The organism is Brevundimonas sp. FG128 (genome assembly GCF_057809775.1).
Window position 1 is genome coordinate 365291 of sequence record NZ_JBMDKP010000001.1, and the last position, 17720, is coordinate 383010.

General features: G+C 68.5%; 13 protein-coding genes. 8 read left to right on the forward strand and 5 right to left on the reverse strand.

From position 1 onward, the window contains the following. The first annotated feature begins 83 nt into the window (after positions 1–83). The 5 genes from ACODSC_RS01865 to pyk all read left to right on the forward strand — a co-directional run bounded on the left by ACODSC_RS01865 (position 84) and on the right by pyk (position 7784). Positions 84–2120 (forward strand): TonB-dependent receptor, encoded by a 2037-nt coding sequence (locus ACODSC_RS01865; RefSeq protein ID WP_488811280.1) that lies wholly within the window; start codon positions 84–86, stop codon positions 2118–2120. A 149-nt stretch (positions 2121–2269) separates the two neighbouring features. Beyond that, complete coding sequence (locus ACODSC_RS01870; protein ID WP_488811282.1) at positions 2270–3478, forward strand: LL-diaminopimelate aminotransferase; 1209 nt, start codon at positions 2270–2272, stop codon at positions 3476–3478. A 2-nt stretch (positions 3479–3480) separates the two neighbouring features. Next, positions 3481–4425: a DUF808 domain-containing protein gene (locus ACODSC_RS01875; protein ID WP_488811284.1), complete on the forward strand. Its 945-nt coding sequence runs from the start codon at positions 3481–3483 to the stop codon at positions 4423–4425. An 82-nt stretch (positions 4426–4507) separates the two neighbouring features. Next, positions 4508–6202 carry an alkaline phosphatase family protein gene (locus ACODSC_RS01880; RefSeq protein ID WP_488811286.1) on the forward strand — a complete coding sequence of 565 codons (1695 nt, stop codon included), beginning with the start codon at positions 4508–4510 and terminating at the stop codon, positions 6200–6202. Between the two features lie 136 nt (positions 6203–6338). After that, the gene (gene pyk / locus ACODSC_RS01885) at positions 6339–7784 is read left to right on the forward strand and encodes a pyruvate kinase (protein WP_488811288.1); all 1446 of its coding nucleotides are present in this window, start codon (positions 6339–6341) and stop codon (positions 7782–7784) included. A gap of 6 nt (positions 7785–7790) precedes the next feature. Here pyk and ACODSC_RS01890 read toward each other — a convergent pair whose 3' ends face one another. The 5 genes from ACODSC_RS01890 to ACODSC_RS01910 all read right to left on the reverse strand — a co-directional run bounded on the left by ACODSC_RS01890 (position 7791) and on the right by ACODSC_RS01910 (position 13228). Further along, entirely contained in the window at positions 7791–9443 is a 1653-nt protein-coding gene (locus ACODSC_RS01890; RefSeq protein WP_488811290.1) for a M56 family metallopeptidase, read from the reverse strand. Then, the gene (locus ACODSC_RS01895) at positions 9440–9814 is read right to left on the reverse strand and encodes a BlaI/MecI/CopY family transcriptional regulator (RefSeq protein ID WP_488811292.1); all 375 of its coding nucleotides are present in this window, start codon (positions 9812–9814) and stop codon (positions 9440–9442) included. Before ACODSC_RS01895 ends, ACODSC_RS01890 begins: the two co-directional genes overlap by 4 nt. 282 nt (positions 9815–10096) lie before the next feature. Beyond that, positions 10097–11134, reverse strand: a complete 1038-nt coding sequence (locus tag ACODSC_RS01900) for an oxidoreductase (RefSeq protein WP_488811293.1) — start codon at positions 11132–11134, stop codon at positions 10097–10099. 1 nt (position 11135) lies between these two features. Continuing rightward, a complete protein-coding gene (locus ACODSC_RS01905) occupies positions 11136–11675 on the reverse strand; it encodes a PepSY domain-containing protein (protein ID WP_488811295.1) in 540 nt (179 codons plus the stop codon). 116 nt (positions 11676–11791) lie between these two features. Further along, the gene (locus tag ACODSC_RS01910) at positions 11792–13228 is read right to left on the reverse strand and encodes a helix-turn-helix domain-containing protein (protein ID WP_488811297.1); all 1437 of its coding nucleotides are present in this window, start codon (positions 13226–13228) and stop codon (positions 11792–11794) included. Positions 13229–13362: 134 nt separating this feature from the next. Here ACODSC_RS01910 and ACODSC_RS01915 point away from each other — a divergent pair, with 134 nt between their 5' ends. The 3 genes from ACODSC_RS01915 to ACODSC_RS01925 are packed head-to-tail and all read left to right on the forward strand — an operon-like array spanning position 13363 to position 17659. Next, positions 13363–14898, forward strand: a complete 1536-nt coding sequence (locus ACODSC_RS01915) for an acyl-CoA carboxylase subunit beta (RefSeq protein ID WP_488811298.1) — start codon at positions 13363–13365, stop codon at positions 14896–14898. Between the two features lie 50 nt (positions 14899–14948). Next, positions 14949–15632, forward strand: a complete 684-nt coding sequence (locus tag ACODSC_RS01920; protein ID WP_488811300.1) for a hypothetical protein — start codon at positions 14949–14951, stop codon at positions 15630–15632. Between the two features lie 35 nt (positions 15633–15667). Further along, positions 15668–17659 carry an acetyl-CoA carboxylase biotin carboxylase subunit gene (locus ACODSC_RS01925; protein ID WP_488811302.1) on the forward strand — a complete coding sequence of 664 codons (1992 nt, stop codon included), beginning with the start codon at positions 15668–15670 and terminating at the stop codon, positions 17657–17659. Positions 17660–17720: the final 61 nt, after the last annotated feature.

Sequence of the window (17720 nt, forward strand, 5' to 3'; positions counted from 1 at the left end):
AATGCGCAAATGCGCGAGCGGGCGCCGGCGTGCGGCGGCATCGACGCTTTCACGGGAGGGCGCCAGCGGTTAGTGACTGCGGCATGATCCAGGACGTTCCTCCCCCCGTCGTCGCCCCTGCCAGCCTGCCTGAAATCGTCGTCACCGCCGCGCGCCTGCCGCCGGCGGCGGCGGACGCCGCCTTCTCGGTGGTGCGGATCGATCAGGAAATCCTGTCGCGGTCCGCGCGGTTGGACGAGGCCTTGCAGTCCGTGCCCGCGGTCTCCCTGTTTCGACGCACGAACAGCGCCGCCGCCAATCCGACGACCCAGGGCATATCGCTGCGCGCCATCGCGCCGTCGGGCGCCGGCCGGACGCTGGTGCTGCTGGACGGCGTGCCGCTGAACGATCCGTTCGGGGGCTGGGTCATCTGGTCCCAGGCCAGCCCGGAATCGCTGGAAAGCCTGGACGTCATCCGTGGCGCGGGGTCCGGGCCGTATGGCGCCGGCGCCCTGACCGGCACGATCACCCTGCGAGAGCGCGATAAGGGCGGAGTGCTGGACGCCACCTTCGCCGAACGCGGCGGCGTGCGCGTGGCGGGATCCGGCTCGACCCGTCTGGGGCCGCTGGCGGTGACGCTGAGCGCCCTGCGAGAGACCAGCGACGGCTATGTGCCCGTGCGAGGATCGGCGGCGGGCGCGGCGGATACGCCGCTGGATCTGGACAGCCGCAGCGCGGCCTTGCGGGTCGATGGGGCGCTGGGCCAGGCCAACCTGTCGGTCCGGGCGGCGACCTGGGAGGAGGATCGCGGGTCCGGGTTGGCTGGAACGCGCGCCAACGCCAGCGGCCACAGCCTCAGCGCCACGGCAGCCCAGGCGCCGACGGCGAACGGCTATGGCTGGCGCTTGCAGGCCTGGCGGATCGACAGCGACCTGGCCAACAGTTCGGCCTCGGTGTCGGCCGACCGGGCGACCACCACCCCCGCCAACGACCAGTACAAGACCCCCGCGACCGGCTGGGGCCTGAACGCGGCCCTGCGTCGTCGTGCGGCGGACGTCGCGGGCGGACAGCTGGAGTGGGAGCTGGGCGCCGACGCCCGCTTCAACGAGGGCGAGACCAACGAACTGTTCAGCAATCCCACCGGCGTGGGCTTCACCAAGGGCCGTCGGGCCGGCGGCGAGACGTCGGTGGCCGGCGCCTATGTCGACAGCTCGTGGACGGGCGGCGACTGGCTGGTCGCCGGCGGCCTGCGCTGGGATCACTGGGAGAATACGGCGGGCTTCCGCTACGAATACAATCTGGCGGACGGCGCGCCCTTGCTGGACGAGACCGACCCCGACCGTTCGGGCGAGGTGGTCAGCGCGCGTCTGGCCGTGCGGCGGGATCTGGGCGGCGGCTATGCGGCCCGCGTCGCGGCCTATTCCGGCTTCCGCCCCGCGACGTTGAACGAGCTGCACCGCCCGTTCCGCGTCGGCAACGACATCACCGAGGCCAACGCCGCCCTGGAGCCGGAAACGCTGAAGGGCGTGGAAACCGGCCTGGCCTATGATCGCAACGGCGTGCGCTGGGGCGGGACGGTGTTCTGGAACCAGATCGAGGACGCCATCGTCAATGTGACCCTCGGGGCAGGCCCCGCGACCTTCCCGCGCGCCGGGTTCGTGCCGGCGGGCGGCGTGCTGCGCCAGCGCCAGAACGCGGGAACCATCGACGCCTGGGGCGTGGAGCTGAACGGTGCCGTGGACCTGTCGTCGGCCGTGTCGCTGAACGCCGCCGTGTCTTGGACCGACGCCGAAATCGACGGCGGATCGGCCGCCGCTCAGCTGACCGGACTGCGTCCCGCCCAGGCGCCGGAGTGGAGCGCCACGGCCGGGGCGGACTGGCGCGCCTCCGACCGCCTGACCTTGGCGCTGGCCGCCCGCTATGAGTCCGCCCGGTTCGACGACGACCTGAACAGCCGGGTGCTGGACGCCGCCGTGACGCTGGACGCACGCGCCGAATGGATGCTGGACCCGCGCGCCGCGCTGTGGATCGCCGCCGACAACCTGTTCGACGCCGAGGTCGAGGTGTCGGAAACCGGAACCGGCGTCGAAGGCTACGGCCCGCCGCGTACGCTCAGCGTGGGGATGCGCCTCAGCTACTGAGGCGCGGACAGGACCTGTTTCTTGCGCGTCGTCGCGATTTCGGCGGCTTAGCGGGTGAAAACGACCTTTATTCCTGTTGCGCGCGGCCCTAGGCGCGCTAATCGCTAGGCAGGGCCATCCCGGCCTCAGACCCGAACGACGAGCCTGTCATGTCCGAAGAATTCTACCGCATGAAGCGGTTGCCGCCCTATGTCATCGCCGAGACCAATGCGATGCGTGCGGCGGCCCGTGCGGCGGGCGAGGATGTGATCGACCTGGGGATGGGCAATCCCGACCTGCCGCCGCCCCAGCATGTGATCGACAAGCTGATCGAGGTGGCGCGCAAGCCCGACGCTCACGGCTATTCCCAATCCAAGGGCATCCCCGGCCTGCGCCGCGCCCAGGCCAACTATTACGGCCGCCGCTTCGGCGTCGATCTGGACCCCGAAACCGAGGTCATCGTCACCATGGGCTCCAAGGAGGGCCTGGCCAGCCTGGCCACGGCCATCGCCGAGCCGGGCGACGTGGTGCTGGCGCCCAATCCGTCCTATCCGATCCACACCTTCGGCTTCATCATCGCCGGCGCCACGATCCGCAGCGTGCCGACGACGCCGGACGAAAAGTATTTCGAGGCGCTGGAACGGGCCATGGCCTTCACCGTGCCCCGGCCAAAGATCCTGGTGATGAACTATCCGTCCAACCCGACGGCCGAGACGGTGGACCTGGCCTTCTACGAACGCGTCGTGGCCTTCGCCAAGGCGAACGACCTGTGGATCATCAGCGACCTGGCCTATTCGGAGCTGTACTACGACGGCAAGCCGACGGTCTCGATCCTTCAGGTGCCGGGCGCCAAGGACGTCGCCATCGAGTTCACCTCCCTGTCCAAGACCTACAGCATGGCCGGCTGGCGCATGGGGTTCGCGGTCGGCAACAAGAAGTTGATCGCGGCCATGACGCGGGTGAAGTCCTATCTCGACTACGGCGCCTTCACCCCCATCCAGGCGGCGGCCTGCGCGGCGCTGAACGGACCGCAGGACATCGTCGAGAAGAACCGCCAGCTCTATTATCGTCGCCGCGACGTCCTGGTCGAGAGCTTCGGCCGCGCGGGCTGGGACATCCCCAAGCCCGCCGCCTCCATGTTCGCCTGGGCGCCCTTGCCGCCGGCCCTGGCGCATATGGGCAGCCTTGAGTTCTCCAAACAGCTGCTGACCCACGCCAAGGTCGCGGTCGCGGCAGGCGTCGGCTATGGCGAGAACGGCGAGGGCTTCGTCCGCATCGCCCTGGTCGAGAACGAGCAGCGCATCCGCCAGGCCGCCCGCAACGTGAAGACCTATCTGAAGTCGATGGGCGTCAATGTGCCGCCCAGCCGCGAGGACTGAGAATGCCGTCTGGACTGATCGCGCTGCTGGACGATGTCGCCGGCATCGCCAAGATGGCGGCCGCCTCGATCGACGATGTCGGGGCTGCGGCGGGCAAGGCCTCGACCAAGGCGGCCGGCGTGGTCGTGGACGATGCGGCGGTGACGCCCCGCTATGTCACGGGCCTGTCGCCCAGCCGCGAGCTGCCCATCATCGGCAAGATCGCCCTGGGGTCGTTCCGCAACAAGCTGATCTTCATCCTGCCGGCGGCCCTGTTGCTCAGCGCCTTCGCGCCCTGGGCCATCACGCCCATCCTGATGTGCGGTGGGACCTATCTTTGTTTCGAGGGGGCGGAGAAGTTGCTGGAGGCCTTCGGGCACGGCGGACATGAGGATGACGCGCCGGTGCAGGGCGACCCGGCCGCCCTGGAGAAGACCACGGTGTCGGGGGCGGTCCGCACCGACCTGATCCTGTCGGCCGAAATCATGGCCATCGCCCTGGCCGATGTCGCCGCCCAGCCGATCCTGACCCAGGCGGCCGTGCTGGCGGTGGTCGGAATCACCATGACGGTGGCCGTCTATGGCGCGGTCGGCCTCATCGTGAAGATGGACGACATCGGCCTGCATCTGGCCCAGCGGCCGAACGGCGGCGTCCGCGCCCTGGGTCGGGGCCTGGTCAAGGGCATGCCGGTGGTGATGAGCGCGCTGTCCTCCATCGGCACGGCGGCCATGCTGTGGGTCGGCGGCGGCATTCTGGTCCACGGCTCCCATACGCTGGGGCTGCGCTGGCCGGCCGAGCCGCTGGAGCATCTGGCGCACGGCGTCGGCGCGGTGTTCGGACCCTTGGGCGGCGTCATGAGCTGGCTGACCACGGCGGTGGTGTCGGCCCTGATCGGGCTGATCGTCGGCGGCCTGGTCGTTGTGGTCCTGCAACAGATCGCGCGGCTGCGGTCCAGGGAATCGCACTAGGAAACCGCGCCGGCCGGCGCTGTCACGCGAATGCAATCCAGCGGGTCTAGAGGCCGGTCGCCTGTCGTTGGAGTCACCGAGCATGTCCGTATCGCGTATCGCCGCCGCCTTCCTGGCCGCCTTGTCGATGGGAAGCGCCGCCTGCGCGTCCGCCTCGGCGCAGCCGCCTCAGCAGCCCGATCCGCAGGTGTCCTCGACGGCCCTGGCGCCGCCGAAGCTGATCGTCACCATCGTGGTGGACCAGTTCAGCGCCAACCTCTTCAACCAGTTTCGCAGCCGCTACACCGGCGGCCTGCGTCGGCTGGCGGACCAGGGGCTGGTGTCGATCAACGGCTATCAGACCCATGCGGCGACCGAGACCTGCCCCGGCCACTCCACCATCCTGACCGGCATGCACCCGGCCGAGACCGGCATCCCCGCCAACGACTGGGTCGATCCGGCGACGGGCAAGGAGGTCTATTGCCTGTCCGCGCCGCAGAACACCCTGGCCCACGGCCGCAACGACACCGACAACGGCCCGGTCGGCCCCGACCAGCTGCGCGCGACGACCATGGGCGACTGGCTGAAGGCCGTCAGCCCCGACAGCCGCATCGTCGCCGTCTCGGGCAAGGATCGCGGCGCCATCAACCTGGCGGGCCATCAGGGCCAGGCCTTCTGGTTCACCGACGGCTTCGGCCTGACCACCTATGTCGCGCCCGGCGAGACGGCCCAGGCGAAACTGGCGCCGGTCGCGGCCTTCAACACCCGGTTCAACGCCTGGATGGCGGCCACGCCCGTGGCCTGGGATTATCAGCATGACGACTGCCGCGCCCTGGCCGGCGACTGGACCATTCGCGGCCAGACCTTCCATTCGACCCTGCCGCCTGCGGACCTGAAGTTCGACAACTCGCCCCTGCTGGACGAACAGACGCTGAAGGCCGCCGAATATCTGCTGGACAGCGAGCAACTGGGCCGTCGCGATACGGTGGACATGCTGGGCGTCAGCCTGTCGGCCACCGACCGGATCGGCCACGCGTTCGGCACCCAGGGTCCCGAGATGTGCGAGCAGCAGCATCGCCTGGACGAAGCCCTGGGCGCCCTCCTCGACAAGCTGGCCCAGGTTCCGGGCGGCGCCGTCGTGGTGCTGACGGCCGACCACGGCGGATCGGACTTCGTCGAGCGCCTGCACGACCACGGCTATCCCCAGGCCCACCGCGCCGACATGGCGATGTTCCAGACGGTGAACGCCGCGCTGAAGGCCCGTTTCAACCTGGACGCCGATCCGATCAAGGCGGGCGGCAGCGGCCTGATCGTCGCCGACGCCCAGGACCGCGCCTTGCCTGAGCCCCTGCGCACCCAGGTCGCCGAGGCGGCGGTCGAGCTGCTGCGCCAGCAGCCGGACACCGGCTACGCCGAGACGCGCGAGCGCGTGCTGGCCCTGGCGATGCCGAACACCGACCAGCCGGAAATGCTGACCCTGGCCGAACGCATGCGGCTGTCGGTGGTGGCGGGGCGGTCGCCCGACATCCTGTTCGCCTTCAAGCCCAACGTCTCGGCCGGCGGCCGCGTCGGCGGAACCCTGTCGGGCCACGGCTCGCCGTGGGAATACGACCGCCGCGTGCCGATCATCTTCTGGTGGCCCGGCGCCCAGGGCGAGGAGCGGTTCCTGCCCATCCGCACCGTCGACATCGCCCCCACTCTGGCGCACCTGATCGACCTGCCCACGCCCAAGGTCGAGGGGCGCTGCATCGACCTGAACGGCTTTGCGGTGGCCGGCTGCCCGGCGGAGGCGCGATAAACTCCTGTTTCGTGCTCGTAAACTCGTGTTTCCCATGCGGAAGGCGGCCTTACGTGCAACGGCTTTCATTGGCACAAGAGGGTCAATCGCCCTGGCGTCCCGTTCGGGTCGTCCGTGAGAGCCAACAGGAAACGTCATGAACCGAGCCCGCCGCGCGCGCATCGTCGCCACCCTGGGACCTGCGAGCCGTGCGCCCAGCACCGTCAAGGCGCTGGCCCAGGCCGGGGTGGACGTGTTCCGCCTGAACTTCAGCCACGGCTCGCATGAGGATCACGCCGCCGCCCTGAAGGCCGTGCGCGGCGCCGAATTGGCCTTGCAGCGTCCGCTGGGCGTGCTGGCCGACCTGCAGGGGCCCAAGCTGCGGCTGGGCCGGTTCAAAGACGTCGAGATCTCGGTCAAGCCCGGCCACACCATGCGTTTCGACCTGGACCCGACGCCGGGCGACGAGACGCGGGTGCAGATGCCGCACCCCGAAATCTTCAAGGCCCTGCGCACCGGCATGCTGCTGCTGCTGGACGACGGCCGCGTTCGCCTGCGCGTCGGCGAACGCGCCGACGACTGGGCCGATGTGACGGTCGAAAGCGGCTCCAAACTGTCGGACCGCAAGGGCGTGGCTGTGCCGGAGGCTGTCATTCCCGTCTCTGCCCTGACCCCCAAGGACCGCGAGGACCTGGCCTTCGCCCTGCGAATGGGCGTCGATTGGGTGGCGCTCAGCTTCGTCCAGAAGCCCGAGGACATGGCCGAGCTGAAGCGGATCGTGAACGGTCAGGCCGCCTGTCTGGCCAAGATCGAGAAGCCGGCGGCGCTGGCCGACCTTGAGGCCATTCTCGACTATTGCGACGGCGTCATGGTGGCGCGCGGCGACCTGGGCGTCGAACTGGACCCTGAGGACGTGCCGGTGGCGCAGAAACAGATCGTGCGCGCCGCTCGCAATCGCGGCGTTCCGGTGATCGTGGCGACCCAGATGCTGGAATCCATGACCAGCGCCCCGGCCCCGACCCGCGCCGAGGCGACCGACGTGGCCAACGCCGTCTATGAGGGCGCCGACGCCCTGATGCTGTCGGCCGAGACGGCGTCGGGCGACTATCCGCTGGAATCCGTCGGCATCATGAGCCGCATCATCGAACGGGTCGAACGCGATCCGATGTGGCCCAGCCTGATGGGCGCCGAACACGCCGGCATGGACGAGCATGATGTGGACGCCCTGGTCGGCGCGGCGCGCATGGCGGCCAATGCGCCGTCCACCGGCTGTCTGGTGGTGTTCACCACCCTGGGCGGCACGGCGCGGCGGATGGCGCGCGAACGGCCGCTGAAGCCGATCCTGGTGCTGACGCCCAATGCCAATACCGCCCGCCGTCTGGCCCTGGTCTGGGGGCTGGAGCCGCGGCTGGGCGACCAGCCGGATTCGCTGGAAGCCGTGACGGACGATGCGGTCAACAGCGCGGTCAAATACGGACTGGCCGAGCCGGGTCAGCGCATCCTGATCCTGGCCGGCACCCCGTTCGGGGCGCCGGGCGCCGCCAACCTGCTGCGCCTGGCCCATGCCCCGGCGGCGACGACCAAGACCCGCAAGAAGGGCTGAGGGGCCTCAGCCCGGATCGCGGCCCTGTTCCTCCAGCCGATCGGCCTGACGCTCGAGGTCCACAGCCTGGCCGGGCAGGGTGCGCGACAGGTTCAGCAGTTCGGCGTCGGTGACCGCCTGGCCGTTGGCCCGATTGCGCGCGATCTGTTGCGCACGATAGGCGGGGTCGCGTAGGCGCACGCTCTCCTCGCGCATCTGCACCGCGCCCTTTCGCATCTGTTCGGCGCCGGCGCGCATCTGGATGCGGGCGTCGGCCATCTGGATGCGGGCCTGGGCCTGGGCGCGTTCGCCGACCAGCCGGGCGCGGTCGCCTTCCATTCGAGCGCGCTGCGCCTCGACGCGGGCCTGGGCCGCCACGGCGCGCGCGGCCTGGTCGTGGACGCGTTGTTCACCGGCCAGACGTCGGGCCTCGGCGGCGCGCGCGCGGGCTTCGGCGGCCGCTGCCCGCTGCTCGGCGTCGGCGTCGCCGGAATAGCTGTAGCTGACGGTGTAGCTTTCGCCAGCCATCGGGACCGGGGGCGGGGCCGGCGGTGAAGGCGGAGCGGGCGGAGCGTGCGGAGCGTGCGGGGCAGGCGGCAGTGGTGGAGCGGGCGGCGCCCAAAGGGCCGCGACTTCCATCGGGGCAGGGGGCGCGGGCGGGGCCGGAGGGGCGGGCGGCGCAGGCGGCGCGGCGATGACGGCCGGGGGCGCCGGCGGCGCGACCCAGGCCTGGCGGTTCAGTTCCAGCGCCGCCAGGGGCGTGGCGACGCCGGCCAGGGCGGCGACGGCCAGGGCGACGGTCAGGGGGCGACGGCGGGCGGAGGGCGCGTTCATGATGCAGGCGATCCTTGTCTTGAGGGTTCGGGCGTCGGCCGCCATGGCGGTCGCAGCGTGAGGGGTGGGGCCGGCGGCCAGGCGCACCAGCGCCCGGGCGTAGAGGGCGCGGTCCACGGTCTGGAGCGCCAGGGCGTCGGCGGCCTCTTCCGACTGTTCGGCCAGGGCGGCGTGCAGACGCCAGACCAGCGGATTGAACCAGAACAGCGCCAGCGCCAGCCGCGACAGGACCAGGAAGACCCAGTCGTGCCGCCGCAGATGCGCCAGTTCGTGCGCCACGATGGCGGGGGCGGCCTGACGCTCGGCCAGGCTGGCGGGATCCACGACGATGAAGCCCGGCGCCATCCCCCAGCTCAGCGGACTGTCCAGCCGGTCGCTGGCGATCAGCAGGGGGCGTTTGCTGGCAGGCAGGGGCGCCAGCGGCGCGGTCCATTCGGCGGCGGTCACCGCCCGGCCCTGACGCGTCCACCGATCCAGGGTGTGCAGGCCCAGGGCCAGTCGTCCGGCGACGGTGGCGACCCCGACCAGCCACAGCAATCCCGTCGTCATGGCCCACGACGGCCAGGGCAGGGCGGCGGAGACCTCGACCCCGGCGATGGGACCGATCTCCCCCGCCCACATCGGCACGGGGGCGCTCTGGACAGGCGGGATCGCCGGCAGCAGGGCCAGTCTCAGCGACGGCGCCAGCGCCATGATGATCGGCAAGGCCAGCAGCAGGCAGGTCGTGGCCCGCAGGATGTCCACCCGCTCCACCGGCCTCTGGGTCAGAAGCCGGGCGCAGGCCAGGCCGCCCCCGGCGACCAGACTGGACTTGACCAGCAGGGAAAGCAGCAGGGTCCAGGTCACGATTTGCGCTCCACGGCGTCGTCGATCATCCGCTCCAGGGCAGCGGCTTCCTGCGGCGTCAGCTTCTGGCCCATGCCCAGCAGGGCCGTGGCGGCGCTGGCGGCCGAACCGGCGAAGAAGGTGTCGATCATCCGCTGCAGGGCGCCGGCCGCCACCGCCTCGGTGCGCTGGACCGGGCCATAGACGAAGCCGTCGGGACCGGCTGCCCGCTCAATCAGGCCCTTGGCCTCCAGCCGCGACAACAGGGTGCGGACGGCCGAGTCGCTGATCGGATCGGACAGGGCGTTGCGGACGGCGGCGGCGGTGCCGCTCTCAAGCCGACACAGGGTCTCGAAGACCTCGCGTTCACGGCGGGGCAGGGATTCGATCACGACGCATTCCCATGGCTGGTGACGCTACATTTGTAACGCTACATGCGTAGCGGATTGCGTCGGGAATGAGGCGGGAAAATGAACTCGCGGTAGGGTGGGCTCTCTCACCTCCCCGTCGGCGAAGGCCGACGGGGAGGACAGGCGATCGCGTCAGCGAGCGCCAGGAGGGGGCGACTCGGTGTCTGAAGCCGGCGTGGTCATCATCACCGTCAGAGTCGCCCCCTCCTGGTCGCAAGCGCGACCTGTCCTCCCCCCGCGCCTTCGCGCGCGGGGAGGTGAAAGCTAGAGCGAAACCTCGCGCCCCTCGGCCGCGCTGCGCAATCCCGCGTCGATGATCCGCATGACGACCAGGGCCTGATCCGCCGTCACCGGCGGTGGAGCCTCCCCCCGAACGGCGTCGCGCATGGCGGCGTAGAAAGCGGGATAGTCGCCGCGCTCCGGCGTCGGAGCGGTGCGGACGGTCTCGCCCTCGATCTGTTTCGTCAGGACGCCGGGCGACGGGTCCAGGCCCCAGTCGGCGTCGCCGGGGCGCAGGCCAGCCTTGGACTGGCCCTCCTGGGCGTCGAGACCGTGTTTGACGAAGCTGCCGCCCGTGCCGTGGACGACGTAACGCAGGCTGGATTCGGCCGCGAGGTGGCTCATGTTCAGGATGACCCGCAGCCGGTCGTAGCGCAGCAGGACGTGGGCGTAGTCGATGGCCGTGGCGCCGACGCGCTGGGCCTGCAGATCGGCGTAGACGCCCAGCGGTGGGCCGAACAACTGCACCGCCTGATCGATCAGGTGCGGCCCCAGATCGGCCCAGACGCCGCCGTCCCTCTTGTCCTTCCACCGGTCGGTGACGGCGGGGCGGAAGCGGTCATAGTGGCTTTCGAACACGGCGATCTCGCCCAGTTCGCCCTGGTCGATCAGGCGGCGCAGGGTCAGGAAGTCGGCGTCCCATCGGCGGTTCTGGAAGACGCTGAACACGCCGGGCGATGCGGCCGCGACGGCGGCGACCGCTTCGGCGTCGGCGAGCGTCGCCGCAAAGGGCTTGTCCACCACCACCGACTTGCCGGCCTTCAGCGCGGCGATCGATTGTTTGGCGTGCAGGGCGTCCGGCGTGGCGACGACGATCAGGCCGATGTCCTCGCGGGCCAGGGCCGCGTCCAGGTCGGGCAGGACCTCGACCTCCGGCAGGTCGGCGTGAACCGCGTCAGGGCGCGACGAGACGACGGCCGCCAAGCGCAGGCCAGGCGTGGCCTGGATCAACGGCGCGTGGAAAGTCTGGCCCGCCAGGCCGTAGCCGACGACGGCGACGCCGATGGGAGGATGTGAAGTCATGTCAGTGCGGCCAGCGTTCCGTGAGGACCTCCGCCTTACCATCTCTGACGCGGACTTCCATGGCGGGCTCGGCCGGTTGACCGGCGGCGAACAGTTCGTAGATCACGCTGTCGTCCGTCTGACGGCTTTCGATGATGCGTTCGGGGGCGAAGGCGCCGGTCGCGGCGCGGGCGGTCGTCTGGACCGCCTGTGGCATGTCGGCGAAGGCGACGTCGCGCTGGATTTCCACCACCTCGAACCGGTCGCCTGTCTGCTGGATGTCCAGTTCGACCTCGGACCCGTCCGGCCGGGCGCCTTCGACATCGTAATAGACGCGCCCCTCGCGTTCCTTTCGTTCGACCTCGGCGACGGTCATGCCCGGCACGGTCTGCTGGATCAGCGCCACAAGCGCAGGCGGCAGATCGGCAGGCGACACGTCGGAGATCTGGGTCTCGGGGCCGGGCGGCAGGGCCGTCGGCGTGGCGTCGGCCTTGTCTTCTTGCGGGGGCGAGCAGGCGCCCAGCACAGCGGCTGCGGCGATGGCGAAAAGGGCGTGCTTCATCGGTCGTTCCTCCCGCGCCTTGCGCGCTTGTACGATCAGGAAGCGGAGGGCGGTAACCGGTGTCAAGTCCTGCACGTCCGTGGCGACGGCTTGTCGCGGCGCGAGGCCTGACGGCTTTAGGGGCGGTCGAAGCGCGGGCCATCCAGCACATAGGGCACCACGCCGCGTTCGTTCTCGGGCACGTGCAGGGCGCGGTCCAGGGGCGGGAAGGCGCGCTGGGTGCAGTCGGTGCGCTCGCAGATGCGGCAGCTGACGCCGATCCGGGCGGCGGGGCCGTTCAGGTCCAGACCGGCGGCATAGACCAGTGATCCGGCATGCTCGACCTCGCAGCCCAGGGACAGGGCGTAGCGGCGGTCGTTGGCCAGGTACGAGCCGCTGGGCTTGGACACTGAGCGGGCGATGGAGATGTAGCGCGACCCGTCGGGCATCTCGGCCAACTGCACCCCGATCCGGTCGGGCGTGGCGAAGGCCTCGTGGACGTTCCACAGGGGGCAGGCGCCGCCGAAGCGGGCGAACTGGAAGCGGGTGGCGCTGTGGCGTTTGGTGATGTTGCCGGCCATGTCGACGCGGGCGAAATAGAAGGGCACGCCGCGCCAGCCGGGCCGCTGCAGGGTCGAGAGCCGGTGGCAGACCTGTTCGAAACTGACTTGGAACCGGGTGCGCAGGCGGTCGATGTCGTGCTTCTCCGTCCGCGCGGCCTCCAGGAAGGCGCGGTAAGGCAGCAAAAGGGCCCCGGCGGCGTAGTTGGCCAGGCCGACGCGGGCCACGTCGCGCGCGGCCTGGGTGCGGAAGGCGGCCTGGTCCAACTCGGTCTCGATCAGGTCGCGGAAGGACAGCAGGGCCAGTTGGTGCGCCAGCTGGAACGACCGGGTGGCGCCGGGCTGCCAAGCGTCCAGGGAAAGTATGCGACTGGCGGGATCGTAGCGGCGCAAGGCCTCCTGACCGGCCACATAGACTGTCCGCACCCCGTGCCGGTCGGCCAGCAGGGTCTCCAGCGCCCGTTCGATCGGGCCGTCCTGGGGGACCGCTGCGGCCAGGGCCTCGGCCGCCGCGTCCAGGCTGTCGACGTAGTTGTCGCGGTAGTGGAAGAAGTCGCGGACCTCCTCATAGGGCAGCAGGGCGACGCGGGCGCCCAGTTCGTCGCGGCCCAGGGTGTCGTCCAGCGCCTTCACCCGCTCGTCCAGCTGGCGGAAGGCCTGGTGCAGGGCCAGGAACTGATGGGCCAGGCGCGGGGTGTTGGCGACGGCCTGTTTCAGCTCGGCCGCCGTCGGGGGCTCGGCCCCGCCGCTGACCGGGCCGGCGATGTCGGTGGTGGCCTCGCGCAGGTCGGCGATCAGCCGGGCGTCGCCCTCGAGATCGAACAGGCTGGCGTCGATATGGAAGGCGCGGGTCAGGGCGATCAAGACGCGCGCCGTCGCCGGCCGCTGATTGGTCTCGATCTGCGACAGATAGGACGGCGACAGGCCCAGCCGCTCCGCGCAGGCCTCCAGCGTCCAGCCGCGCGCCTCGCGGAGCTTGCGCAGCTTGGCGCCCAGAAAGAGTTTTTCGGCCATTCGCAGTTTTGCAGATCGAGCGATATCGCTTTGCTAGTGCGCACAGGTCCGCACGATTTGCAAAGTTGCGTTTGCCTTGCTGCGATGAACGCGCCAATCCAGGGGCGACGAACTGAAGAGAGGTCCGCCGACCGATGAGCCAAGCCATCCTCGAGGAACTGGAGCGCCGCCGCGCCGCCGCCAAACTGGGCGGAGGCGAAAAACGCATCGCCGCCCAGCACGCCAAGGGCAAGTTGACCGCGCGCGAACGCATCGACGTGCTGCTGGACGAGGGCTCCTTCGAGGAGACCGACATGTTCGTGGAGCACCGCAGCCACGACTTCGGGATGCAGGACCAACGCATCCCCGGCGACGGCGTAGTGACGGGCCGCGGCACCATCGGCGGGCGGCTGGTCTATGTCTTCTCCAAGGATTTCACGGTGTTCGGCGGCAGCCTGTCGGGCGCCCATGCGGCCAAGATCGTCAAGCTGCAGAAGATGGCCCTGACGACCGGCGCGCCGATCATCGGCCTGTTCGACGCCGGCGGGGCGCGGATCCAGGAGGGGGTCGAGAGCCTGGCCGGATACGCCGACATCTTTCTGCAAAACACCCTGGCCAGCGGCGTCATTCCCCAGATCAGCGTGATCATGGGGCCGTGCGCGGGGGGCGACGTCTATTCGCCGGCCATCACCGACTTCATCTTCATGGTGAAGGACACGAGCTATATGTACGTGACCGGCCCCGACGTGGTGAAGACCGTCACCAATGAGGTGGTCAGCCACGAGGACTTGGGTGGGGCGCGGGTCCATGCGGGCAAATCGGGCGTGGCGGACGGGGCGTTCGAGAACGACCTGGAGGCCCTGTCGGAGGTGCGCCGCCTGATCGGCTTCCTGCCCCTGTCGAACCGCGAAAAGCCGCCGGTGCGCGAGAGCTATGACGAGCCCGAGCGGGACGAGCCGTCGCTGGACACATTGATCCCGGCCAATCCGAACCAGCCCTATGACATGAAGGAGCTGATCCTGAAGGTGGTCGACGAGGCTGACTTCTTCGAGATCGGCGCCGACTTCGCCAAGAACATCATCTGCGGCTTCGGTCGGCTGGACGGCCAGACGGTCGGGATCGTCGCCAACCAGCCCCAGGTGCTGGCCGGGGTGCTGGACATAGATTCAAGCCGCAAGGCCGCGCGGTTCGTGCGCTTCTGCGACGCCTTCGACATTGCGCTGGTGACCCTGGTGGACGTGCCGGGCTTCATGCCGGGGACGAAACAGGAGTATGGCGCCCTGATCAAACACGGGGCCAAGCTGCTGTTCGCCTATGCCGAGGCGACCGTGCCGAAACTGACCCTGATCACGCGCAAGGCCTATGGCGGCGCCTATGACGTCATGAGTTCGAAACACCTGCGCGGCGACGTCAACTACGCCTGGCCCACCGCCGAGATCGCGGTCATGGGCGCCAAGGGGGCGGTCGAGATCATCTTCCGCAAGGAGGCCGGCGATCCGGCGGCCCTGGCCGCGCGCGAGGCGGAGTATAAGGACCGGTTCGCCAATCCGTTCGTGGCGGCGGGGCTGGGCTACATCGACGACGTCATCATGCCGCACGGGACGCGGCGTCGGCTGGTGAAGTCGCTGCGGACACTGAAGAACAAGGTCCAGGAGAACCCCTGGAAGAAGCACGACAATATTCCGCTATGACACATGCCAGGCCGCCCGAGATCGATCATTTTAACGCCCTACTGGAGAAGATGCTTCAGTACAAAGGGGATTCACGCGCCGCAATTGGCCCGATATCGGAAGATTTGTCTTCTATTACAGGGGTTGCGCATGCTGAATCTTCTTTTGCACTTTTCCAACTTATCGAGACGATTTGTGTCTTCATAGAAGAGGATATAATTGAGAATAAAAATCAACGAGCTGGACGTCGCCTAAAGGAAAGAATATTAGAATTATTTTCTTCCGACATGCTTGTTAGTAACTACGCGGAATATCAAAAATCGCAAAAACACAACATAAGTACGCTTGTGGATTTGATGTCATTTCTTGATCACCTAGAATTTGACGCCAAAAAGTTCACGGAAGCGCGGCCGGAAATTGAATCTGTATTGAGTAAACTTGAGGCAGCAGCGGCGGGCAATGGAGATTTGTCCGATGCTCAACGTAAGCTTGTTTTAGCTCAAGTTGCTCTGATCAAGCGGTCACTTGCGCGTTTTTCGGTAGATGGTTTGGGGCCGTTTCGTGATTCAATATTTACGAGCATAGGCCAGCTCACTATTGAGCTCAGATCTTCAGATAAAGGTCAAGCTTCTGCAATCAGGTCGGCGATAGACGATCTGATGCGTGCAAAGGACTTGGCAGAAATGGCCGGTGGCGCGTTGCGGCTCACTGGCCCCTACATTGCTGGCCTTATCACTGGTCCCGCAATCGGTTGACCCTGAATTATTCGAACATTTGAAACGATAGCCCTATGTTCTCCAAAATCCTCATCGCCAACCGGGGCGAGATCGCGGTTCGGATCATCAAGACCTGCCGCCGCATGGGCATCAAGACCGTGCAGGTCTATTCGGAGGCCGACGCCGGGTCGTTGGCGGTCGAGATGGCCGACGAGGTGGTGCTGATCGGGCCGGCGCCGGCGGCGCAGTCCTATCTGCTGGCGGACAAGATCGTCGAGGCGGTGCGCCAGACGGGGGCGCAGGCGGTGCATCCGGGCTTTGGCTTCCTGAGCGAGAACGCCGGGTTCGCGCGGCGGCTAAGGGACGAGGGCATCGCCTTCATCGGGCCGAACCCCGAGGCCATCGAGGCCATGGGCGACAAGATCAGCTCCAAGAAGCTGGCGGCCGAGGCGGGGGTCTCGACCGTGCCGGGGCATATGGGCCTGATCGAGACGCCGGAGGAGGCGGTCAAGATCGCCAACCAGATCGGCTATCCGATCATGATCAAGGCCAGCGCCGGCGGCGGCGGCAAGGGCATCCGCGTGGCCCATTCGGACGCCGACATGGCCGAGGGGTTCGCGGCGGTGAAGGCCGAGGCGCTGAACGCCTTCGGCGACGACCGGGTCTTCCTGGAGAAGTTCATCATCGACCCGCGCCACATCGAGATCCAGGTGCTGGGCGACAAGCACGGCCATGTGGTCCATCTGTTCGAGCGCGAATGTTCGATCCAGCGCCGCAACCAGAAGGTCATCGAGGAGGCGCCGTCGCCCCTGCTGGACGAGGCCACCCGCGCCGCCATGGGGGCGCAGGCGGTCGCCCTGGCCCAGGCGGTCAACTATGACAGCGCCGGCACGGTCGAGTTCGTGGCCGGTCAGGACAAGTCGTTTTATTTCCTGGAGATGAACACCCGGTTGCAGGTCGAGCATCCGGTGACGGAGCTGATCACCGGGGTCGATCTGGTCGAACAGATGATCCGTTCGGCCTGGGGCGAGAAACTGGCCTTCGAACAGAAGGACCTGAAGATCGACGGCTGGGCCATCGAGAGCCGGATCTATGCCGAGGACCCGTATCGCGGCTTCCTGCCCTCCATCGGGCGGCTGGTCCGCTACGAGCAGCCGGAGGAGGGCGATCACTCCAGTTCTGGGGGGGACTACACCGTCCGCAACGATTCCGGCGTCCGCGAGGGCGACGAGATCAGCATGTTCTACGACCCCATGATCGCCAAACTGTGCGCCTGGGGCGAGACGCGCGAGGACGCGGTGACGGGCATGGCCCGGGCGCTGGAGGACACCCACTTGTCGGGCCTGGGGCATAATGTGCCCTTCCTGGCGGCGGTGATGGATCAGGATCGGTTCAAGTCGGGGAACCTGTCGACCAGCTATATCAAGGACGAGTTCCCGGACGGCTTCCATGGCCTGCGCCCGACGGTGGAGCAGGAGCGGATCCTGATCGCCTCGGCCCTGGCTATGCACGAGGTCATCGCCGAACAGGACGGCGACCCGTCGGATCGCACCGACTGGATCGTGATGATCGACAAGACGCCGCACGGCGTCGGCCTGTCCTATGACGAGGACGAGGAGATGATCCTGACCCTGACGGGCGGGGGCGACATCCGCCTGTCGGACATCGACTGGCGGCCCGGCCTGGCCCAGTTCAAGGCCGAGCTGGATGGCGAGGCCTTCACCGCCGAGGTCAAACGCGTCGCCGACGGCTTTGATATTCGTCACCGGGCGGCGCGGGCGCGGGTGCGGGTGCTGCGGCCCCACGTCGCCGAACTGTATGCGCGCCTGCCGGAGAAGGCGGTGGCGGATACGTCGAAACTGGTGCTGTCGCCGATGCCCGGGCTGGTGGTGTCGATCCCGGTGGTGGTGGGGCAGGAGGTCAAGACCGGGGAGACGGTGGCGATCATCGAGGCCATGAAGATGCAGAACATCCTGAAGGCCGAGCGCGACGGGGTGGTGAAGGCGGTGGGGGCCAAGGACGGGGATCCGGTGGCGGCGGATGACGTGCTGGTGGAGTTCGGGTGATGCGGAAGAGCCCCTCCGTCTCGCCGCTGCGCGTCGATCCACCTCCCCATTTCATGGGGAG

Coding starts and splice junctions, on each gene's coding strand:
- ACODSC_RS01870 (WP_488811282.1), top strand. CDS start 2,270: ATGTCCGAAGAATTCTACCGCATGAAGCGGTTGCCGCCCTATGTCATC.
- ACODSC_RS01905 (WP_488811295.1), bottom strand. CDS start 11,675: ATGAAGCACGCCCTTTTCGCCATCGCCGCAGCCGCTGTGCTGGGCGCC.
- ACODSC_RS01900 (WP_488811293.1), bottom strand. CDS start 11,134: ATGACTTCACATCCTCCCATCGGCGTCGCCGTCGTCGGCTACGGCCTG.
- ACODSC_RS01880 (WP_488811286.1), top strand. CDS start 4,508: ATGTCCGTATCGCGTATCGCCGCCGCCTTCCTGGCCGCCTTGTCGATG.
- pyk (WP_488811288.1), top strand. CDS start 6,339: ATGAACCGAGCCCGCCGCGCGCGCATCGTCGCCACCCTGGGACCTGCG.
- ACODSC_RS01925 (WP_488811302.1), top strand. CDS start 15,668: ATGTTCTCCAAAATCCTCATCGCCAACCGGGGCGAGATCGCGGTTCGG.
- ACODSC_RS01875 (WP_488811284.1), top strand. CDS start 3,481: ATGCCGTCTGGACTGATCGCGCTGCTGGACGATGTCGCCGGCATCGCC.
- ACODSC_RS01920 (WP_488811300.1), top strand. CDS start 14,949: ATGCTTCAGTACAAAGGGGATTCACGCGCCGCAATTGGCCCGATATCG.
- ACODSC_RS01915 (WP_488811298.1), top strand. CDS start 13,363: ATGAGCCAAGCCATCCTCGAGGAACTGGAGCGCCGCCGCGCCGCCGCC.
- ACODSC_RS01865 (WP_488811280.1), top strand. CDS start 84: ATGATCCAGGACGTTCCTCCCCCCGTCGTCGCCCCTGCCAGCCTGCCT.
- ACODSC_RS01910 (WP_488811297.1), bottom strand. CDS start 13,228: ATGGCCGAAAAACTCTTTCTGGGCGCCAAGCTGCGCAAGCTCCGCGAG.